Annotated in this window: 21 protein-coding genes; 12 read left to right on the forward strand and 9 right to left on the reverse strand. The window is 57.3% G+C overall.

Annotated features, from left to right (window positions below; translation table 11 throughout):
- Positions 1-296 precede the first annotated feature (296 nt).
- The 7 genes from MQE22_RS05420 to MQE22_RS05450 all read left to right on the forward strand — a co-directional run bounded on the left by MQE22_RS05420 (position 297) and on the right by MQE22_RS05450 (position 7752).
- Complete coding sequence (locus MQE22_RS05420) at positions 297-389, forward strand: potassium-transporting ATPase subunit F (protein WP_215872576.1); 93 nt, start codon at positions 297-299, stop codon at positions 387-389.
- A complete protein-coding gene (gene kdpA, locus MQE22_RS05425; protein WP_215872575.1) occupies positions 386-2149 on the forward strand; it encodes a potassium-transporting ATPase subunit KdpA in 1764 nt (587 codons plus the stop codon). The genes MQE22_RS05420 and kdpA overlap by 4 nt, the downstream gene beginning before the upstream one ends.
- A gap of 12 nt (positions 2150-2161) precedes the next feature.
- Positions 2162-4222 (forward strand): potassium-transporting ATPase subunit KdpB, encoded by a 2061-nt coding sequence (kdpB, locus tag MQE22_RS05430; protein WP_215872574.1) that lies wholly within the window; start codon positions 2162-2164, stop codon positions 4220-4222.
- A gap of 12 nt (positions 4223-4234) precedes the next feature.
- Positions 4235-4825 carry a potassium-transporting ATPase subunit KdpC gene (gene kdpC, locus MQE22_RS05435; RefSeq protein ID WP_215872573.1) on the forward strand — a complete coding sequence of 197 codons (591 nt, stop codon included), beginning with the start codon at positions 4235-4237 and terminating at the stop codon, positions 4823-4825.
- Positions 4826-4906: 81 nt separating this feature from the next.
- Positions 4907-5113 carry a hypothetical protein gene (locus MQE22_RS05440; protein ID WP_215872572.1) on the forward strand — a complete coding sequence of 69 codons (207 nt, stop codon included), beginning with the start codon at positions 4907-4909 and terminating at the stop codon, positions 5111-5113.
- Between the two features lie 467 nt (positions 5114-5580).
- Positions 5581-6492, forward strand: a complete 912-nt coding sequence (proB, locus tag MQE22_RS05445; RefSeq protein ID WP_215872571.1) for a glutamate 5-kinase — start codon at positions 5581-5583, stop codon at positions 6490-6492.
- 72 nt (positions 6493-6564) lie between these two features.
- Positions 6565-7752: an outer membrane beta-barrel protein gene (locus MQE22_RS05450; protein WP_215872570.1), complete on the forward strand. Its 1188-nt coding sequence runs from the start codon at positions 6565-6567 to the stop codon at positions 7750-7752.
- Here the strand turns inward: MQE22_RS05450 and MQE22_RS05455 are convergent.
- The 5 genes from MQE22_RS05455 to MQE22_RS05475 all read right to left on the reverse strand — a co-directional run bounded on the left by MQE22_RS05455 (position 7717) and on the right by MQE22_RS05475 (position 12101).
- A complete protein-coding gene (locus tag MQE22_RS05455; protein ID WP_215872569.1) occupies positions 7717-8163 on the reverse strand; it encodes a 3'-5' exonuclease in 447 nt (148 codons plus the stop codon). The genes MQE22_RS05450 and MQE22_RS05455 overlap by 36 nt on opposite strands.
- A 102-nt stretch (positions 8164-8265) precedes the next feature.
- Positions 8266-9015, reverse strand: coding sequence for a metallophosphoesterase (locus MQE22_RS05460; protein WP_215872568.1), 750 nt, complete (start codon positions 9013-9015; stop codon positions 8266-8268).
- A 55-nt stretch (positions 9016-9070) separates the two neighbouring features.
- Positions 9071-9619, reverse strand: coding sequence for a hypothetical protein (locus tag MQE22_RS05465; RefSeq protein WP_215872567.1), 549 nt, complete (start codon positions 9617-9619; stop codon positions 9071-9073).
- On the reverse strand, positions 9616-10419 hold the full coding sequence (locus MQE22_RS05470; protein ID WP_215872566.1) for a metallophosphoesterase: 804 nt from the start codon (positions 10417-10419) through the stop codon (positions 9616-9618). Before MQE22_RS05470 ends, MQE22_RS05465 begins: the two co-directional genes overlap by 4 nt.
- Before the next feature lie 50 nt (positions 10420-10469).
- Entirely contained in the window at positions 10470-12101 is a 1632-nt protein-coding gene (locus MQE22_RS05475; RefSeq protein ID WP_215872565.1) for an AAA family ATPase, read from the reverse strand.
- Positions 12102-12242: 141 nt separating this feature from the next.
- On the opposite strand from MQE22_RS05475, the gene MQE22_RS05480 reads away from it, so the two are divergent.
- From MQE22_RS05480 to MQE22_RS05495, 4 genes are all read left to right on the forward strand, one after another.
- Positions 12243-13412 carry a hypothetical protein gene (locus MQE22_RS05480; RefSeq protein WP_215872564.1) on the forward strand — a complete coding sequence of 390 codons (1170 nt, stop codon included), beginning with the start codon at positions 12243-12245 and terminating at the stop codon, positions 13410-13412.
- A gap of 71 nt (positions 13413-13483) precedes the next feature.
- The gene (locus MQE22_RS05485; RefSeq protein WP_215872563.1) at positions 13484-14092 is read left to right on the forward strand and encodes a hypothetical protein; all 609 of its coding nucleotides are present in this window, start codon (positions 13484-13486) and stop codon (positions 14090-14092) included.
- Entirely contained in the window at positions 14085-14552 is a 468-nt protein-coding gene (locus MQE22_RS05490) for a hypothetical protein (protein WP_215872562.1), read from the forward strand. Before MQE22_RS05485 ends, MQE22_RS05490 begins: the two co-directional genes overlap by 8 nt.
- 229 nt (positions 14553-14781) lie before the next feature.
- Positions 14782-15033 (forward strand): hypothetical protein, encoded by a 252-nt coding sequence (locus MQE22_RS05495; RefSeq protein ID WP_215872561.1) that lies wholly within the window; start codon positions 14782-14784, stop codon positions 15031-15033.
- 341 nt (positions 15034-15374) lie between these two features.
- Here MQE22_RS05495 and MQE22_RS05500 read toward each other — a convergent pair whose 3' ends face one another.
- Positions 15375-15821 (reverse strand): biotin/lipoyl attachment domain-containing protein, encoded by a 447-nt coding sequence (locus MQE22_RS05500; RefSeq protein ID WP_215872560.1) that lies wholly within the window; start codon positions 15819-15821, stop codon positions 15375-15377.
- Positions 15818-16276, reverse strand: a complete 459-nt coding sequence (locus tag MQE22_RS05505) for a hemerythrin domain-containing protein (RefSeq protein WP_215872559.1) — start codon at positions 16274-16276, stop codon at positions 15818-15820. The genes MQE22_RS05500 and MQE22_RS05505 overlap by 4 nt, the downstream gene beginning before the upstream one ends.
- Positions 16277-16368: 92 nt before the next feature.
- Here MQE22_RS05505 and MQE22_RS05510 point away from each other — a divergent pair, with 92 nt between their 5' ends.
- Positions 16369-16611 (forward strand): thioredoxin family protein, encoded by a 243-nt coding sequence (locus tag MQE22_RS05510; protein ID WP_215872558.1) that lies wholly within the window; start codon positions 16369-16371, stop codon positions 16609-16611.
- A 33-nt stretch (positions 16612-16644) separates the two neighbouring features.
- Here MQE22_RS05510 and MQE22_RS05515 read toward each other — a convergent pair whose 3' ends face one another.
- Both MQE22_RS05515 and MQE22_RS05520 read right to left on the reverse strand, forming a co-directional pair.
- Positions 16645-17631, reverse strand: a complete 987-nt coding sequence (locus tag MQE22_RS05515; protein ID WP_255790220.1) for a 2Fe-2S iron-sulfur cluster-binding protein — start codon at positions 17629-17631, stop codon at positions 16645-16647.
- A 61-nt stretch (positions 17632-17692) separates the two neighbouring features.
- Positions 17693-18157: a globin domain-containing protein gene (locus tag MQE22_RS05520; RefSeq protein WP_215871674.1), complete on the reverse strand. Its 465-nt coding sequence runs from the start codon at positions 18155-18157 to the stop codon at positions 17693-17695.
- Positions 18158-18172: the final 15 nt, after the last annotated feature.

The following is an 18172-nucleotide window of genomic DNA, read 5'->3' on the forward strand; positions in this document are numbered from 1 at the left end:
GGGTACCGCTTCCGCAAGCGAGGAAAAACTATGTGAGAAAATTTTTATGCGATTTTTACGCGATTTTTACGCGATTTTTATAGCCTCGCCGGAGCGCTGCGACGCAAACTAACGCCGTAACCCTGAGCTGCGTCAGAAAGGCTGATGGAATCAGGTGTACAGGCCGCAATACTGCTTACAGAGAAATCCTTCTGACAGGAGATAGCAATGGTGTACTTGTACGGTTTGATCATTATCGGATTTTTTCTCGCTTCCGCGGGGGTGGTGGAAGGCTTGGCACGAATGAGGAAAATCAAATGACCCTCTTTTTATGGATTAGTCTGGGGCTGGGGGCGGCGGTGTTCGTCTACCTCCTGGCGTTTCTCTTGTTTCCGGAGCGTTTCCTATGAGCAATAGCCTATTATTGACCGCAGCACTACTACTGACTGTCATTCTGCTCGCCATTCCGCTGGGCCGCTATATGCATCGGGTCTACGACGGTCAGCGCTTCTGGGCTACACGCGCCCTGGGCGGGGTGGAAAGGGGCATTTATTGGCTCATCGGGACTTCTCCGGCAAAGGAGATGGACTGGAAGAGGTACGCCCTGTCTCTGCTCCTCTTCAACCTGATTGGCGGCATATTCCTTTACCTTCTTCTTCTGGCCCAAGGGATCCTGCCCCTGAACCCGCTCCATTTTCCTGGTGTTCCGGCCGGATCGGCGTTCAATACAGCGGTGAGTTTTCTGACCAACACCAACTGGCAGGATTACTCCGGCGGTTCGACCATGAGCTATCTGTCGCAGATGCTCGGACTGACAGTACAGAATTTTTTGTCGGCAGCCACGGGCATCACCATCTTGCTGCCGGTTATCCGCGCCTTTGCGCGTCACGAAACCCGCGACCTGGGGAACTTTTGGGTGGACATGACCCGGACCGTACTCTATGTGCTCTTGCCTCTCTCGGTCCTCTTCGCGCTGATCCTGATGGAGCAAGGTACGGTGCAGACCCTGGTTGGGGAAATCCAGGTGCATCTCATCGCTCCCTTCCTTTCGCAGGGAAAAACCATCGCCGAACAAACCCTGCATGTGGGTCCTGTCGCCTCTCAAGAGGCGATCATGATGCTCGGCAACAATGGCGGCGGCTTCTTCAACATGAACGACGCCCATCCCTTTGAAAACCCCACGGGGCTTACGAACTTCCTGGAGACAGGAGCCATGATCCTGATTCCCATCGCCCTGATCTTTCTGTTTGGTCACATGGTCAAGGCCAAGCGCACAGCTTGGGGCATCCTGGTTGCAATGTTGATCATTTTCATCCCCTTGACCCTTGTCAGCCAGCACTATGAGCTGGCGGGCAATTCTCTCTTTCATTCCTTGGGGGTCACGCAGGCCAATACCGCGGGCCTGGCCGGTGGCGGCAATATGGAAGGTGTAGAAGATCGCATCGGCAGCGGGGCTTCGGCGCTTTTTGCCACAGTCGCCACTGCTACCTCCACCGGTGCCGCGAATACCGCGTACGACTCCTTGATCCCCATTAGTGGCGGCATCAATCTGTTCTTGATGCAGCTCGGTGAGGTCGTTTTTGGTGGCGTCGGCAGTGGATTGGCCAGTTTCATCGCGTTCATGATTTTTGCTGTGTTCCTGGGCGGGCTGATGGTAGGGCGCACCCCGGAATTTCTCGGCAAGAAAATCGAGTCTTTTGAAATCAAGATGGCGTCGTTGTCCATCCTCGTCATGCCATTATTGGTATTGATTGGCACTGCCATCGCCGTCTCCACAACGGCGGGACGGACAGGGGTATTCAACCCGGGCCCCCACGGTTTTAGCGAAATGCTCTACGCCGTCACCAGCCCCGCCAACAACAATGGTAGCGCCTTTGGCGGGCTCAGCAGCGATACGCGCTTTTACAACCTATTGACCGGCTTTTGCATGCTCTTTGGTCGTTATTGGGTGTATCTGCCCTTGCTGGCCATGGTCGGGTCATTGGCAGAGAAAAAGAAGATTCCTGTGGGATCTGGGACCCTGGCAACGGACACCCCGATTTTTGTCGGACTGACCATTGGCGTCATCTTCCTGGTGGGTGCACTCAATTTCTTTCCCGCACTCGCCCTGGGACCCATCGCCGAACAATTGGCGCCGCCACCGGCCATTATTCATCAAGTCACTCATTGAGGCTAGAACGTCATGAAGAAAACTCACGATATGGGCAAACAACAGTGGCAGCAGCAGGCCGCAGGGGCCCTGCGCGATAGCCTGGTGATGTTATCGCCCCGCCATCAACTGCGGAATCCGGTGATGTTTATTGTGTACCTGGGGGCAATCCTGCTCTTGCTCCTTTTTTTCCACGACCTGACCGTGCATCCTGCCGAAGCGGTCTTTACCGGGGCCATCGATTTCTGGCTGTGGATCACCATCCTCTTTGCGAACTTTGCCGAGGCTGTCGCCGAACGCCAAGGGCAGGCGCAGGCTTCCAGCTTGCGCGAAAGTCGCCAAGAACTGACGGCTAAACGGCTTCCACGGGCTGACCGCGATGCGAGTTATGAATCCGTAGCGGCGACCAGCTTGCGCAAGGGCGAATTCGTCCTGGTCGAGGCCGGCGATGCCATCCCCTGCGATGGGGAGGCGGTGGCAGGCGTAGCGTCGGTAGACGAGAGCGCCATTACCGGGGAAAGCGCGCCGGTCATTCGTGAGGCGGGGGGAGACCGTAGCGCCGTGACCGGCGGCACCCATATCCTCTCTGACTGGCTGGTGATTCGAGTCACCCAGGAGGCGGGGAACACCTTTCTTGACCGGATGATCGGCATGGTGGAGAGCGCGGCACGCCGCAAAACCCCAAACGAAATCGCCTTGAGTGTCTTGTTGGTCATCCTCACTCTGGTCTTTTTGGTGGTCACGATCACCTTGTACCCCTTCTCGTGGTACAGCGTGCACTACGCCAGTCATTCCGGTTCGGTGATCAGCCTGCCAGTGCTGATTGCCCTGCTGGTGTGCCTGATTCCCACCACCATCGGTGCCTTGTTGCCCGCCATCGGCATTGCCGGAATCATGCGCCTGTTACGTGCCAATGTCGTTGCCATGTCGGGGCGATCCATCGAGGCGGCCGGAGATGTCGATGTGTTGCTGCTCGACAAGACCGGTACCATCACCTTCGGTAACCGCCAGGCGGCGGCATTCCACCCCGCCCCCGGGGTCTCCGAACAGGAACTGGCCACCGCCGCCAGGCTCTCGTCCCTGACCGACGATACGCCCGAAGGCAAGAGCATCGTGCAACTGGCACAGCAACGTTTCCCCTCAGAACAACAGCATCCAAGTGACCAGGCACAATGGCTGCCCTTCAGTGCCGAAACGCGCATGAGCGGGGTGGACGATGGCGAGCAGCAACTGCGCAAAGGCGCTCCCGACAGCATTCGCCAGTGGGTCGAGAAACAAGGAGGAAGCTGGCCGTCTGCCGTCGATGATACGGTCCAAAAAGTGGCACAGTCCGGCGCGACGCCGCTGGTGATCGCCAGCAAAGAGCAGGTCTTGGGGGTCGTAGAGCTCAAGGACATTGTCAAGACGGGAATCAAGGAACGCTTTGCCGAGCTACGGGAAATGGGCATCCGTACCGTCATGGTAACCGGTGACAACCCGTTGACAGCCGCTGCCATTGCCGCCGAGGCGGGGGTCGACGATTATCTCGCCGAGGCCAAGCCGGAAACCAAATTGGGCCGCATCCGCCAATATCAAGAAGAAGGCTACATGGTGGCAATGACCGGGGATGGCACCAACGACTCCCCGGCCCTGGCCCAGGCTGACGTGGGCCTCTGCATGGCTAGCGGCACCCAGGCAGCGCGGGAAGCGGCCAATATGGTCGACCTCGATTCCAACCCGACCAAATTGTTGGAAATCGTGCGGATCGGCAAGCAGCTGCTGATGACTCGTGGGGCGCTGACGACCTTCAGTGTCGCCAACGACATCGCCAAATACTTTGCCATCATTCCTGCCGCCTTCGTCAGTACCTATCCGCAACTGTCGGCCCTCAACATCATGCAGCTCAGTTCGCCGAGCTCGGCCATCCTGGCAGCGGTCATTTTCAATGCCATCGTCATTCCCTTCCTGATTCCACTCGCACTGCGCGGCATCAAATTCCGGGCGGAATCAGCTCAGCAGGCCCTGCGTCGCAATGTCCTGATCTATGGCGTGGGGGGCATCATCGCGCCCTTCATTGGCATCAAATTGATCAATCTGCTCTTGGTTGCACTTTAAGAGGATGCAAAAATGCTAAAATCATTGCGTACTGCACTATCTCTGTTCCTGCTGCTGGCAGCGACCACCGGTCTACTCTATCCCCTGTTGATGACGGGGATTGGACAAGTTGTCTTCCCCTACCAGGCCAATGGTTCAGTGCTTCGCGAACACGGCAAGATCGTGGGTTCCGCCCTGATCGGTCAGTATTTTCGGGAGCCGCAGTACTTTTGGAGCCGCCCTTCGGCAACATCGCCCATGCCCTATAATGGCGCCGGCTCCGGCGCATCTAACCTGGGGCCCAATAATCCGACGCTCATTGCCAATGTCGCGGCACGAGTGAAGGCCTTGCGGGCGGCTGATCCCAGCGAGAAGGGGCCCGTACCCGTGGACTTAGTGACTTCTTCCGCCAGTGGCCTCGATCCAGACATCAGTATCGCTGCCGCACAGTATCAGGTTCCCCGCATCGCCAAGGCCGGCGGCATTCCTGAGACCAAAATACAGCAATTGGTACGCCGCTATACCCATTATCCATTGCTGGGATTCATCGGCGAGCCGGTGGTCAATGTCGTCAAACTGAATTTGGCCTTGCACGAGATTTATCAACCCCATGCCGCAGGGTAAGCAAGGCAGCCGGGGGGCGCCGCCGCTCTGCCCATAGAGAACATCGGCCAGACAGTCGCGGCCAATAGTGAGGAAATCTTGATGAACCATACCTGGAAAGAACAAATCACTGAGGCAGAAGCATCTGGCTATCGTTGGGGGCTGGCCCATCCCCATGCCTCCGCGGAAGATCGAGAGCAGGCGGCACTCGACTGCTATCCTGATTTCCAAGAGGCGGTGCTTGCCTACGCCTTTGCGCAAGCGGCGGCCAAGGCCATAACAACCGTCCAAAAACTGGACCCAGAATAGAAAAGTCTGCCGTAGTCCAACGCCGGTAGTTCCCTACCTTTTGCCCGGGATGGTTGCAAGCGCTATCCCGGGCAAATTTTTACGGCATTTTTACGCAATATTTACGTGTTTTTTATATTCCCGGGAAAAATCTTGGAATATACTTTCTCTGTCAGCGAGATAACCTTCGGGTGTATCACATGAATTTGCCAGATTACGTACTCGTCTTGCTCTGGGTTTTTTCCGTTTTTCTATTTATGGCCATCCTGATCGAGATTGTGGCGGAGGGGTATTCGTGGCTGCTTGCTACGCGGAGATTCATCTATCGGATATTGCATAAGCACAGCGACTAGCGAGTATCTCTCCGCGAGAATCCAGATTGCTTTAGAACCAGATTGTTCCATGCAATACGCCGGAGAGATCCAGTTCTACGCATCAAAAAGGCCCCGCAATCTCTTCGGGGCCACACAGAGAGTCAAGGAGTGATCATGAAAAAGTGGTCTAATAGTGAGAAGATGCCCATCAGTCGGTCGACCGTGCAGAAAAAGAGTCGGCGTTGGGTCATCAAGATCGGTAGTAGTTCACTGACGAATAGCGATGGCGTCGCCAATGAGGAATGGATTCAGGATCTCTGCTGGCAGATACGAGAATTGCGCGAGCAGGGTGTAGAGGTAATTTTGGTGACTTCTGGCTCCGTCAGCGTGGGGCGCCGCGTTCTTGCCAGCGAGAGCTGCCCAACCCAGCCTTCCGCTCGTCGCGCTGCAGCGTCCCTCGGACAAGCGGCCCTATTGACCAGTTTTTATCGCTCTTTCCAGGGGACCGGTCAAAGCTGCGGACAACTGCTGGTAAGCAAGGCCGATCTGCAATTGCCGGCCCGTCGATCGCTGCGCGAGACGATACAAGAGATGATGGACGCGGGAGTCGTTCCCGTAGTGAATGAGAACGACGCGACGGTCTCCCCGTCTTACCTTTTGGGCAACAATGATATGGTCGCTGTCGTTACCGCAAGGATCTGTGGCGCGGATTTGCTCCTTCTCCTAACCGATCAGAAAGGGTTGCACGAGGTTGATCCCCGCATTTCCCCCAACTCCCCCGTGATTCCCTGGGGCTATGCCTCTGACCCTCGTTTCTTGCAGATGGCCAAGGGTACGGGCAGCGGCATGGGTACCGGGGGTATGGCTACCAAAATTCATGCTGCACAACGGGCAGCAAGATCCGGCATCCCGACATTGATTGCTCTGGCACAAGAGGAGCAGATTCTCTTGCAAATTCGTCGAGGCCGGAAACTCGGCACCTTGCTGCTATCCCAAAGGACATCATTGGATCGGATCCGCGGGATTTTTGAACGTTGGAAATTGGGTAAGGACAAGGCCCGCCTGGCGCTGTCGGCCTGGGCCTGATGCTCGTTTCTGGATCGGTATCCCTGTGCTTCCGAAAAGCCCAGATTCAGCCCGTTAAGACAAGGAGTCTACATGTTGCACTATCCGTTTCTGCGTTTGCGCAAACAGCGAGTGGCGACTATCGCCGCTCTGTTCATGGCTGTCCCGGCAGGAAGCGGCTTGGCGTTCGCCAGCCCCTTGTCACTGCCCAACCCCCTGATCTTTGGTGCCGGCCCCCTGGGGAAGCTGGATGTACAAGGCGTCGCCAGTGGTATGGCCTTCTACCAGGATAATCCCCAAGGTGGCCCGGGAACTCTAGGTGCCAAACGAGTGGGCGCGGATATCACCAATGGTATGGTGATCATTCAGAAGGAAAATGGCCCAATCCAGTTTTATCTGCAAGCGGGCGCCTACAGCTTCCCCACGCTGGCCGCAGCCATTCCCTCCGCCTCCAGCAATATCCAGGAATTTGGGGCCCTCCCGGTGGCCTATTTGAAGATTGCCCCTTCGTCCGATTATTCCGTCGAAATTGGGCAACTGCCAACCCTGATCGGGGCGGAGAGTGGATTCACCTATCAAAACATCAATATTGAACGGGGATTGCTCTGGGATATGGAGCCGATCATCAGTCGTGGCGTGCAGTTCAATGGCAGTGCAGGCCCCCTGAGCGCCTCGATTTCCTGGAATGATGGCTACTTTTCCAATCGATATAACGTCGTCAGTGGACTGCTGAGTTACGCAATCAATAGCGCCAACACGCTGAGTTTCTATGTTCAAGGGGCACTGGGCCAGTCGCGAACGACTGCTAACGACACCGCCTACAGCCCTATCGGTAACGAGAGTCAAATTTACGGCGTGGAATATGAGTACAGTTCGGGTCCTTGGATGATCGAGCCCTACTTCCAGTATATGCATACACCCAAGTCGCAGCGCCTGGGCATTCCGCACTCCTTTGACAACTACGGCGGCGCCGTGCTGGCAGATTACAGCTTCACCAATACGGTATCTTTGGGTGCTCGGGTCGAATACCTCCGCGTCGGTGGTCCGTTGGGTGTGGGTTTGAATTCTAATGGCATTGCATCATCGCTGACTGATTTGGCTGCCGACTCCCACGCCTGGTCCATTACCCTGACCCCAACCTATCAAGAGGGAGCTTTCTTCGCGCGGGCAGAACTATCGTATGTGACCGCATCCACTCCCGCAGGATTGGGCTTTTCGGGAGCATCGGGAACCAATACCAACCAACTACGTGGCATGGTCGAAACGGGCTTTCTGTTCTAAGCAAGTGCAAAATGGTTGAGCGTAAGGCCAGGGCAATCCAGTGCGGTGATAGAGCATGCGTAGTTGTGCGCCGTCGAAGGACGGGCCATTACTCCAGAGGCGCAGACGCTCGGCTGGGATGCAAGCCAAGTACCGCGTGAACTTCCGCAGGCCCTCGGCGACGCTTTGAGCGCAAGGTCCCTCGAACGAGGCTGCGCGTGCCGCTTCGCTCTGGCGCATCCACCAGCGCAGGGTGGCAAATTCCACATGGGCGCCTCCGTCGATCTGCTCCTGCGGCGGAAGGCGGATGCTGAACGGTTCGGCCATGCGGTCAGCGTAAGGATCCAAACGTACCGCGGCGATGCTGAGCACGACCGCTCCGGGTTCACGCGATAGCGTTTCGATATCGATCATCACATCGTTCAATGCCATGGTGATAAATCCCCCGTCCAGTAGCCCAGTCCAAAGCCAACTTCTGCTCAAGAGCAATCTCGCGCAGCACACTGCAATTGGCGATGCACAGCATCTTCACGGTTACGCGGCGACGGTCAGTAGCAGCGCGGGGTCGAATCCGGTACCCTCGCCAGGGTAGCCGCGCGGATTGCTGAGCACGCGGGTAGCACCGACATAGTAATCGTTGACCTTGTGGATGTGTCCATGGCACCAAAGGGCCGCGCCTTGCATGATGTCGGCCCAATCGTTGGCATAGGCCGCAGACAGGTCGGTGCCGCGCTCCTGGGGCGGCAAGGATGTGGGCGTGGGCGCGTGATGGGTGATGACCACGGTCGCACCTGCGTGCGGTGTTGCCAAGCGTTCGCTCAGCCATGCCTGGGCCTGCTGCGCGCGGGTTGCGGTATCACCGGTGCGCAGTCGCCGGTAGCGGCCGCCCGCCGCCATGCGGATTTTGCGGTAGTCGTTCATCTGTTCTGCGGCGAGATATCCTGCATAGGGATTACCATACAATTCGAAGTCGGTCCAGGCGGTTATGCCCAGGAAGCGCACACCGTCGATGACGGCTTCGTCGCCGTCGAGTACGCGCACGCGATCACCGGCGGCGGCTGCCGCCTCGCGCAGCTTGTCGCGGCCGCGATCCAGTGTTTCGCCGTAGTATTCGTGATTACCCGGCACGTACAAGACGGTGCCAGGGAATCTGTCGAGCGCCCAGCGCAGGCCACGCAGTTTCGGCGCGATGTCCCCGGCGAGAATCGTCACGTCGGCATCGGTCACGACCGGTTTGTAGTCAGCACACTCCAGATGCAGGTCCGATAGCAGATGGATACGCACGTCTCTTCCTCCCTTACCTCATCCTGCATGTGCAGCCCTGGCTACCCGCCGCAACTCAGGCCTCCGGCCACTCTCTGGCACGGAATCCAGCCTTTCCCGCTGGCGCCGTAAACGGTTCCACCCAGGGCAGGATTTCGGCCACGGTGACCGGCTCGCCACCCCAGACATCCACCCCCACATCCATGCTTCCCGGAAGTGGCGCCATGTTGCCATGCACGTGCCCATAGAGATGGATCCCACCTTTCCACATCCCCGGCCACTCGCGCAGCGGATAGTGGCAGAGGGTAACTTCCCGACCGTTGTCGTGGAGGGTCAGGATATCGTGTATCTCCGCCCACCCCTGCACCGTAGGCGCGTCGTGATTGCCACGAAGGAGGATCTTGCGCCCCTGCAGGGCATCAAAGATCGCCTGTACCTCCCTCATGCGATTACTTCTGACCAGGGAGAAGTCCCCTACCACATACACCGTGTCTTCTGGCCCGACCTTGCGGCGCCAGGCAGACACCAGCGCCTCATTCATGACATTCACGCTCGCAAAAGGCCGCTGGCAATAGCGGATGATGTTGGCGTGACCAATATGCAGATCGGCAGTGTAAAAATTCATTCTCGCTCTCCCATACTCGATGCCTGCGGCGTCGCACGCGCGGCTGGCCCCTTTACAGAGTCCCACGCCGCGCTCTCGACCATGGTCAACACCCCGGTACCATACGCCCCCGTGTCGAGAAAACGATGGCCAGCATACTCCATTGGTTTCCGGCAGATCGTGTGGCCGCAATAGACAGGCAAACTCAGGGCATCAGAGAACGACGGGCGATCTTCCACCGTCTGCATGTGCAGACGAATGGACCGACCCCAGAGTAGATGATCCTGCCAGGTGCCAATGTTACCGAAGCCCGCTACAAAGTGATCGGCTACCCCGAGATACATCGCTTGCGGTTCTTCCGGGTTGTGTAAAAAGTCCAACAGTTCGGCATGAACGATCTCGAACTGGTCTTCTACCTCGATCACAAATGGCAAGCTTTCCAGCAGCGGCAAGAACTCTGCCGCCCGCGTGAACCGTTCCGCCCACTGCCAGCCGTCATTTTCCGTAAAGGCACCTGCATACAGGTGCCGTCGCGGATCATCCTGCTTGCCGTCATACAGCCAAGCCATGAGCATGGCATCATGGTTCCCGAGAACGCTGTGAAACCAGGGTTCCAGCAGCAGCTCCAGACAGCCTTCGGAATCTGGCCCCCGATCCACCAGATCGCCCGTGCAAAACAGGCGATCGACGGTTTTGTCGAAGCCGACTTCTGCCAGTTTGGCATCCAGCAGCGCCCGGCAGCCGTGCAGATCGCCGACGATAAAGTCGCGGCCCTGGTCATTGGCCGGGAAAATCTGCTTGTACCGGTTTTTCTCGAACATCCGTCAATCTCCTTCCAAAATAGCTCACCAGCGTTGCTGCCCGATAAGGCTCATTGCAATAGATTGGCTCCCCGACATTGGGGTGCCTCTGCCTGCGCCTGCAACTCCACCAGCTTGCGCACGAGCCCCGCCAACGCCCGAATGGAGCGCGGGTTCCTCGCGAAGGCCTGGCGTGTCTTTTCCACGACTTCTGCCGGCAAGCTCGGCAATTGCTCGGGAGCGACTTGGTACTCCCGGGCAATATCCCCCAGGATTCCCCGGAAGACCGCGGGAAAACTCTCTCCCCCCAGGGGCGGGATGCGGACAATCCGAAAGCGCGAGAGCAGTGGATCCGGCAATTCCGAGACATCATTGGCCGTCGCGATCCAGTTGATCGCCGAGTAGTTCACCGGTGCCATCAAAAACTCGTCGAGAACCTGGCTTGCCGTCTCCGCTTCGAGCAACGTCAAGAGCCACTCCCAGACCCGGCCGTTGTTCATCCCTACACCGATCTTGTCGATCTCATCGAGACAAACCAGGGGATTCCCGACCTGGGTTTTGAGCAAAAAGTCCACGATGGCTCCGGTTCTGGCATTCGACCAACCGCGGGAGTTACCTTTGAGTAACATACTATCGCTCATCCCCGCCAAGGGGATGATCTGGCTCGGCACCCCCAACGCCGCACCCAGTCGCCGGGCAAAGCGGGATTTGCCCACCCCTGCCGGACCCAGCAACAGGAGAGGTCGGAAACGAACGACGGAACACTGCATCGAAATCGCCAGCTCCGCCGATCGCTCGAGATCATCGATGATCTCTACCATATTGGGATACTCGCGTTGCAACTGGGTGCTCCAGCCCAAAACGCGTGGCCAGGGCCGGAGGGGCACTGGCGTGAGCAGCGGGGTATAGCGTTTCAGTACTTCCTGCACCTCCTTCGAGTCATTGGCAGGCTTGATCTCCTGCAGAATCCGGATTTCTTCCTGCGGCTTTTGGTCTGATAGAAGGATCAGGGCCTTAGCGCGCAGCTCCATCAGTTCTTCCGTTTGTATCTTCCTGGCATCCATCACTGCTACCACTTGCCGCGCGAGGGTTTTATCCGAACGCGCCAAAGCCGCACGCAGTCCCAGCTCGATGGCCAATGCATCCAGAAAGGGAAAACTCTCCAGCTGCTCTTTGCGTGTCGATCCAGCTTCTGTGTCCTCCTGCAGGCTCTCCCGCCAGCGGAAAAATGCCTGGGCACGCGGATCCCCCTCGTCTTCTGCGGAAACGGGCAACATCCGATATTTGACAAGCAGCAGGTAAGCCGGCAGCGAGCCCAACCAGCTGGCAATTTGCAGCCAGCGTTGGGCAACGTCCTCGTCATCCGGCAAGTACCCTTCCCCCGGCAAGTAGTGCCAACCGATTTCGGCAATCCTTTCCGGCACCGCGCGCCCCGACCACGAGTTTGCGAGACCCTCCGGAGTCCAGTCGACCTTTTGGTACTTGAGAGCCGCATCGATCTTCTCCCAGGTTATCGAAATGGTCTTGGCGGTTATCCCGGTAGAACAACAGGTTTCGAGGTCCTTTTGCAGCTTCTCGCCCAACCGCTCCAGCTGTATCCGGATCTCCTCCGGCTCAGTACAGAAGCACCACGACTCGCCTTCGTCCTCATCCAACTCCTCTTCCACGTCATCAAAATCGAATTCGAAATCATCCTCTACCATCTTCGCACCTCCTTGCCATGCGCACAGTATAGGATAGTAATACGTATTTACCAAATGTCCTGTCCCACCGTTGCTGCTCGCCTTTTTGCTTTGTTTTGATAAACTACAGGGCAATCAATGAATCTGTCTTTTGGAGAGCCCATGAGTTCCTACCCTGTCTCCCCCAGCATCCTGCGGAATCTGTTGCTGCTGTCCCCCTTGAGCCTGGTGGAAATCGCGCGCCGCTTTGGGGTCAGCCGCAGCAATTTCATGGGCGCTCTGGCCGAGAATCAGCCGCGGACCTTGAGCGAGGAGCGCTACTTGAAGCTCGTGGAGTGGGCAGGCTTTACTGTCGGTAGCGGCGGAATACCGAACTTTGCCCCGGGGGTGCAATTTCGCAAGATTGCTTGTCAGGCACAGATGGATGCCCTGATAGCCCTGCCTGCCGCTTTGCAGGCCACCGGTCCTTTCCCAGAATTGGATCTGGTCCTGGAGAAGCCGATACGCGTGTCGACCTTTGTATATCTGTTGGTAAAGGTCCGAGATGGCGTCTGGATCTTCTGGACTATTCGCAAGGACTTCTTCCCCCTGCTGCGGGAGCGCTTTCCCGACTTTGCTACCCCCAAAAAGATTGCCTTTCTGACAAAACCGGTACCGGAGATCCTCGCGTCCCTGCAGCAGGGATTGACGCTCCCCGCAGAACAGCGGGATACATACTTCCGCCGGGAGGAGAACGAGGCTTTGCTCTGGAGCGAAGGCTTGGCAAACTGGCTCGCCTGGGCACGGAAAACGCTGGGTATGAACACCTCGGCTGTGGAGGCACAACCGTTGCCGGTATCACCACATACAGAAGCGGAACTGGCTGCGGATAGAGTCAAGGCGCGGCAGATGGCCTGCACCCGGGCCTGGGAGTGGCTATCGCATCGTCTGGATGTGGCCGGTGCTCAGCACCCGGATGTCATCGAATGTCCGGTGTTCTCTCTCGAAAAACCCGGGGATTTTCCCATCGGTCTCGTGCGCCTGGATCGTTCCTGGCTGGGCGATGCATTGCTCGCTTTGGGAAAGGAAGGCCGTCTACGCTTTTACCAGAACGAAGACCGATCTCAGGGCTACCTCATCGAACTGGCAAAAGGCAGCGGGCGTTGTGGGAAGCCCATGCCCTGGACTCGCTTCGAGGCCGGCGTGGAATATCTGGTGTACGATACAGGGCAAGTCGTCCGCAGCGACAAACCGGATCACTGCACATGTCTTGGCCCCATTCGGGCCGCCTGGTCCGTCTCGAAGCCTCGAAACGCTGTGGAGGATCCGTCAGCATCGTACATGCCCTGGTGACATGTAAGGTGACTGGGAAAAGGTCTGACGGGGCGATCTGATGGCGATGCCTGGATGGGTGGAGTAATAGGATGGAACCTGATCCGCAAAGCATACGCTTGCCACGAGATACTCTACGGGCTCTGCTGCAGGAGATGGGGCGGCGTATCGCCGAAGGAAAACGCATCTTTGAGATTGTCGTGTATGCTGGCTCCGCTCTGGCCTTTTGTTTCGACTGGGAAGAGTTCATCGACGATATCGACTTTCTACCTGTCGCCGAAGAGGAGAGGGAAGTTCTGGACTATGCTGTAAAGGCGGCAGAACAACTGGGAATTGCCGTGGATTTGCCGCGTTGGGGGATGCAGATCTTTGCGGCAGACGCGGAAGGGAGAGTGCCCATGGGAGAATTTCCGCCAGGAAAACTCAATGCCACGGGCCTGCGAATCTTCCCTGCACCACGAGACTATCTCCTGGTGCTGCGACTCCTGGCGATCTGCAGCAGCCGGCCTCATCCCCTCCCAGAGGGCCTCTGGCAGTTACTCGCCGACTGCGAGGTGTCGGATGCAAAGGGCGCCATGCAGAGGATCGCGGGTTTCTTTGCGGATGAAGAGGTTCAGGCGCGTGCCTTGCTCAGGCTAGAGCAATTCTTTGCCGGTCAGCAGGTTCCAGATGCTGTCCTCCAGGAGGAAGACGATGAATGAAACAGAAGAGACGCCACCGCAAATTTATCGGAGGGTGCTGGCCAGTATCCCCTGGCGCATCCTGCGCGGCACCCGCCCAGTGATTGCCATCAAGGAGTGTTGCGACGACTGGAACAGATACAACGACCGGAAGTGGTATCTGGAAGAGCCGGAATGGCTGGACCAGGAGCGCTGGCTTTGGATCAACGCCTGGGTGGCCGGTGCTGCCGAGCTCTCTGCCTATTATCTTCAGGACGCGACACCAGAATGGGCCTTGGAGCCACGTCGTTTCCTGAAAAAACCCTTTGCCGGAGAATATCTGTCCTTTACGAACACACGAAAGCTCAATCTTGTCGAGACCCCCTTTCCATTTCGCCGACGGCTCATTTTTGCCGGCGCTACCATCCAGCGCCCAGTAGGAATGACTCTGGCAGAGCAAACGCGGCGGGAGAGGAAATTTTGGAAACGCTCCCCACGCTGACGATTCAGGGGAGCTATCCGTGCATTGCTAGCTGGGACGCGCCCCAGGACCATGGCGACATAATGCTACCAATTTGGCGTCAAGATGGAGACATTGTGACGCCATCATGTTGCCTCATCGGCGACAAAATAGCACCACGCCTTGTCAGGGACAGAATTTCGGACATATCGATAGATGATATGATGATTGTCATTTTTGCGTCGCGATCGTTTTTTCGTACCATGTGCCCATGGTGAATGATGAAAAAGACCCAAAAGAACGGCGACGAGAACAGATCCGACTCGCGCAGCGTCGGCGCCGTGAACGTCTTGCGGCAGGCCAGCGTAAGCAAATCAATGTGTTTCTGATGCCTGAGACCATCAGGCGCTTGGATGCCCTCGCGCTTTTGTGGGGGGTAGAGCGTCAGGATGTCATAGAGCGCCTGCTCTCAACGGTACGCATCGAGACTGCCATTCCACACATCGAAGAAGCTGACACCTAGAAATCAAATAATAAATCAGACCCTTGCATTTTTCCTGGAAAGTATTGCAATCATCATGTAATCATTTTTTCAGTGTCGAGGTGCGTCATGTGTGAAAAGTTCGTTCCGCAGTTCCCCACAGCATTGTCCGAGGTCCTTGCGAGGCTTTTTGTGGTCGAAGTTGCTGACCCAGATGAGCTCGGTAGTTTTGCCTTGTGTGACTGGTGGGCGGATAAAATGGCCGACCCTAAACCCGGCGACGATACCACGCCGGATTGGCCCAGATTCGAAAGGGCGTTGGGTTGTGCTGGTGCGATCTGCTTTGCTCATCGTCTCCATTCAGTGTTGTCGGCTCCGGAATGCTAGTCGGAACAGCGCATGCACTGAACGTCATAGCGTTTTATCCAAGCCTGCAGGGCTTCGATGGCTTCCAGTCCCGTGTGCACCGAATCCAGAGCATGTTCCGGGTCCTCAGCGCGCAGCTTGGCAATCCAGGCATCCCCGTAGGGATCGATATTGATGAGGTGTGGATCTTCCAATAGGGCCTCATTCCGCTCGATGACTTCACCGGCAAAGGGAACCGGTACTCCGCCCGCCCATTTACCACTTTCCAGCGTCGCCACATGGCGGCCAGCGGCAAGTTGCGTGCCCACTTTCTTGATACGTGCCTTCTGCAGTCGGCCGGACATGGTTTGCGCGGGATCGGTGACGCCAATGGTAAAAATGCCTTCGCCTTCGGGGCGCACCCAAACATAGTCGAGATCATAAAAGAGATCTTCAGGTAACTCGCAACCTTGGAATTCGCTCATGCCTTTTCCTCCTGTAAAAGATGGAGTTGCTGGGCGGCCTTGGCGCCATGATCCGGTAGCGCCTCGGCGAGATGCGGATAAAGTTCGGCTTCTTCTTTCGCATCATGCTGCTGCAGTATGGTCTGCACCGTACTGAGCAGATCTGTAAAGTCTTCGGCATCCTGATTTTCAATGGCCTCTGCCATCTCCGTGAAAAACACCCGCAGGTCTTTATGCCCCTTGCGCAAGAGCTCGGTCAGAGGATGTTCCTCGCCACCTTCCCAGTGCTCGAATGCGGGGAAGAGCAAGCTTTCTTCCACGACCATATGGCCATCAACGATCCCGTGGCGAAACGTTTCCAAAAGCTGCGCCGCTTCCACCCAGTGTTGTTCCGATACGGCTCGGGCTGTGTTGGTCAGGATCTGGTCCAAGCGTTCGTGATCTTGCTGCATTATTGTATCGATATCTTTTGCCATGGTGATATTCCTCTGTCTGTTTGCCTTTCAATGGATATCTCGGTCTCAATAGACTACCATGCATCATCTAACCTGAAGGAAGTAGACTCCATATGAAAGTGCAACTACTGGTATCAAAGTGGTGCCCTACCTGTCCGCAGGCCGAGACCATCTGGAAGGAAGCCGCTGAAAAGCGCCCACTGGATCTGGAGATCCTTGACGTGGGTGAAAAAGACGGCCGCGAAGTGGTAAGTCGCCTACGCATCAAGACTGTTCCTGCTGTGGTCATTGATGGCGTGCTCAAAACCGTGGGGGTACAGCCGCTCTCCGAGGTTTTGAAATTGCTGGGTGACTGAGCGCAATCCATAAACAAAAACCTGTGCGCAGCCTCACGCGCTGGGGCTGAAACTGTCGAAATGAATCTGCTCATGCGGCATCCCATGGGAGAGCAAGAGATCGATGGCTGCCTCGATCATGCCGGGGCTGCCGCAGAGGTAGGCTTCGTGCTCCTGCCAGGGGCCAGCGGCGGCTACCGCAGGTAAAAGGCGCCGGGGCCCCGACCATTCGGACAGCGCCGGATCGGAGCAGGACACCGACAGTCGCAGTTCCGGATGCTTGCTGGCGAGATCTTCAAGGAACTCAAGATGATAGAGATCCCGCTGCTGGCGCACCCCAAAATAGAGGGCAATGGGCCGCCGCTCGCCGCGCCGGAAATGGTCCTCCAAAATGGCTTCGATGGGCGCCAGTCCTGTGCCGGCAGCAATGCACAGCAGGGGGCGATCGTTTTCCTGCCGCGTAAACTCCCCCTGGGCAGCCGACAGCATGATCTCCTCGCCTATCTGAGCGTGGTCGAAGAGCCATTCCGAGAATTTGCCCCCGGGCACCTTGCGGATATGAAAGTGCAGGCGATGATCCTCCCTGGGGGCGCTGGCCATGGAATAGGAGCGCCAGAGGGAAGGCGCTCCTGGAACCGCGAGCCGTGCATATTGTCCTGCCCGGTAGGGATAGGGACGATCACAGTCGACCCTAAGCTCCATGATCGTCTCGCCCAGCAGGTGCAGACCGCTCACCCGGCCCTTCCAGTACGCTGGACTCTCGTCGACCGTTGCGGCGATGCGCATGGCAGTACGCGGTTGCAGCTTGCACAGGATCGCCTTGTTGGATGCCCGTTCTTCCGGGGTCAGCAACAGGGGCATGAACGGTAGCTGTTCGCCGTCGCCCGCGAGAATGGTACCCTTGCAGTCACCGCAAGAGCCATTGCCACAGCCGTGATGGATCGCTATGCCCTGTTCCAGGGCGGCCTCGACAATGGCCTGATCCTCGCGCACCTGCAGGCAGATCCCCGAAGGTTCGAGTCTTACCTCATGGGTTTGCATGTGCTCTCCTTTGTAGAAGGTGGAAGACACACCGCCGCGTAGACGGCGGCGTTGCCAGCGCTCAGGCCGTGGCCGGGGGCACGTCATCCAGGATCAGAGGCACATAGCGACCTGGCGCCATGGCTTCGGCCGCAGCTTGAATACAGACCGTTGCCGCCAGGTTGTAGGCCTCGATCCAGGACTCCGCCATCTCTGCGGTCCAGGCAGGCCCCAGGAAATGCTTCAGCGTCAGCAAAAGGCTCTTGCCGACGATCGGATAGTGTTCCGGCCGGGTATCATATTGGATGTGGCCCACGCCGAGCTCCTTGAGATAGGGGACCAGCATCTCGGTATTGTCGATGTTGCTGGCAATCTGGATCACCGAGTTGAAAAGACGCACGCGCTGCTGGGTCATGTCCCCCGGAAACATCTTTCGTACTTCGGGGTAATGGCTGAACATGGTATCGTAAAAATGTTGGGCAACCTGTACGCCCAAATCCTCTACGGCCTTGCCGCTTTGCTTGATCAGATCGATGTTGATGCTCATCTTGGAGTCTCCCGT

Source organism: Acidithiobacillus sp. YTS05 (assembly GCF_024396695.1).
In the GTDB taxonomy this organism is placed as follows: Bacteria; Pseudomonadota; Gammaproteobacteria; order Acidithiobacillales; family Acidithiobacillaceae; genus Igneacidithiobacillus; species Igneacidithiobacillus copahuensis.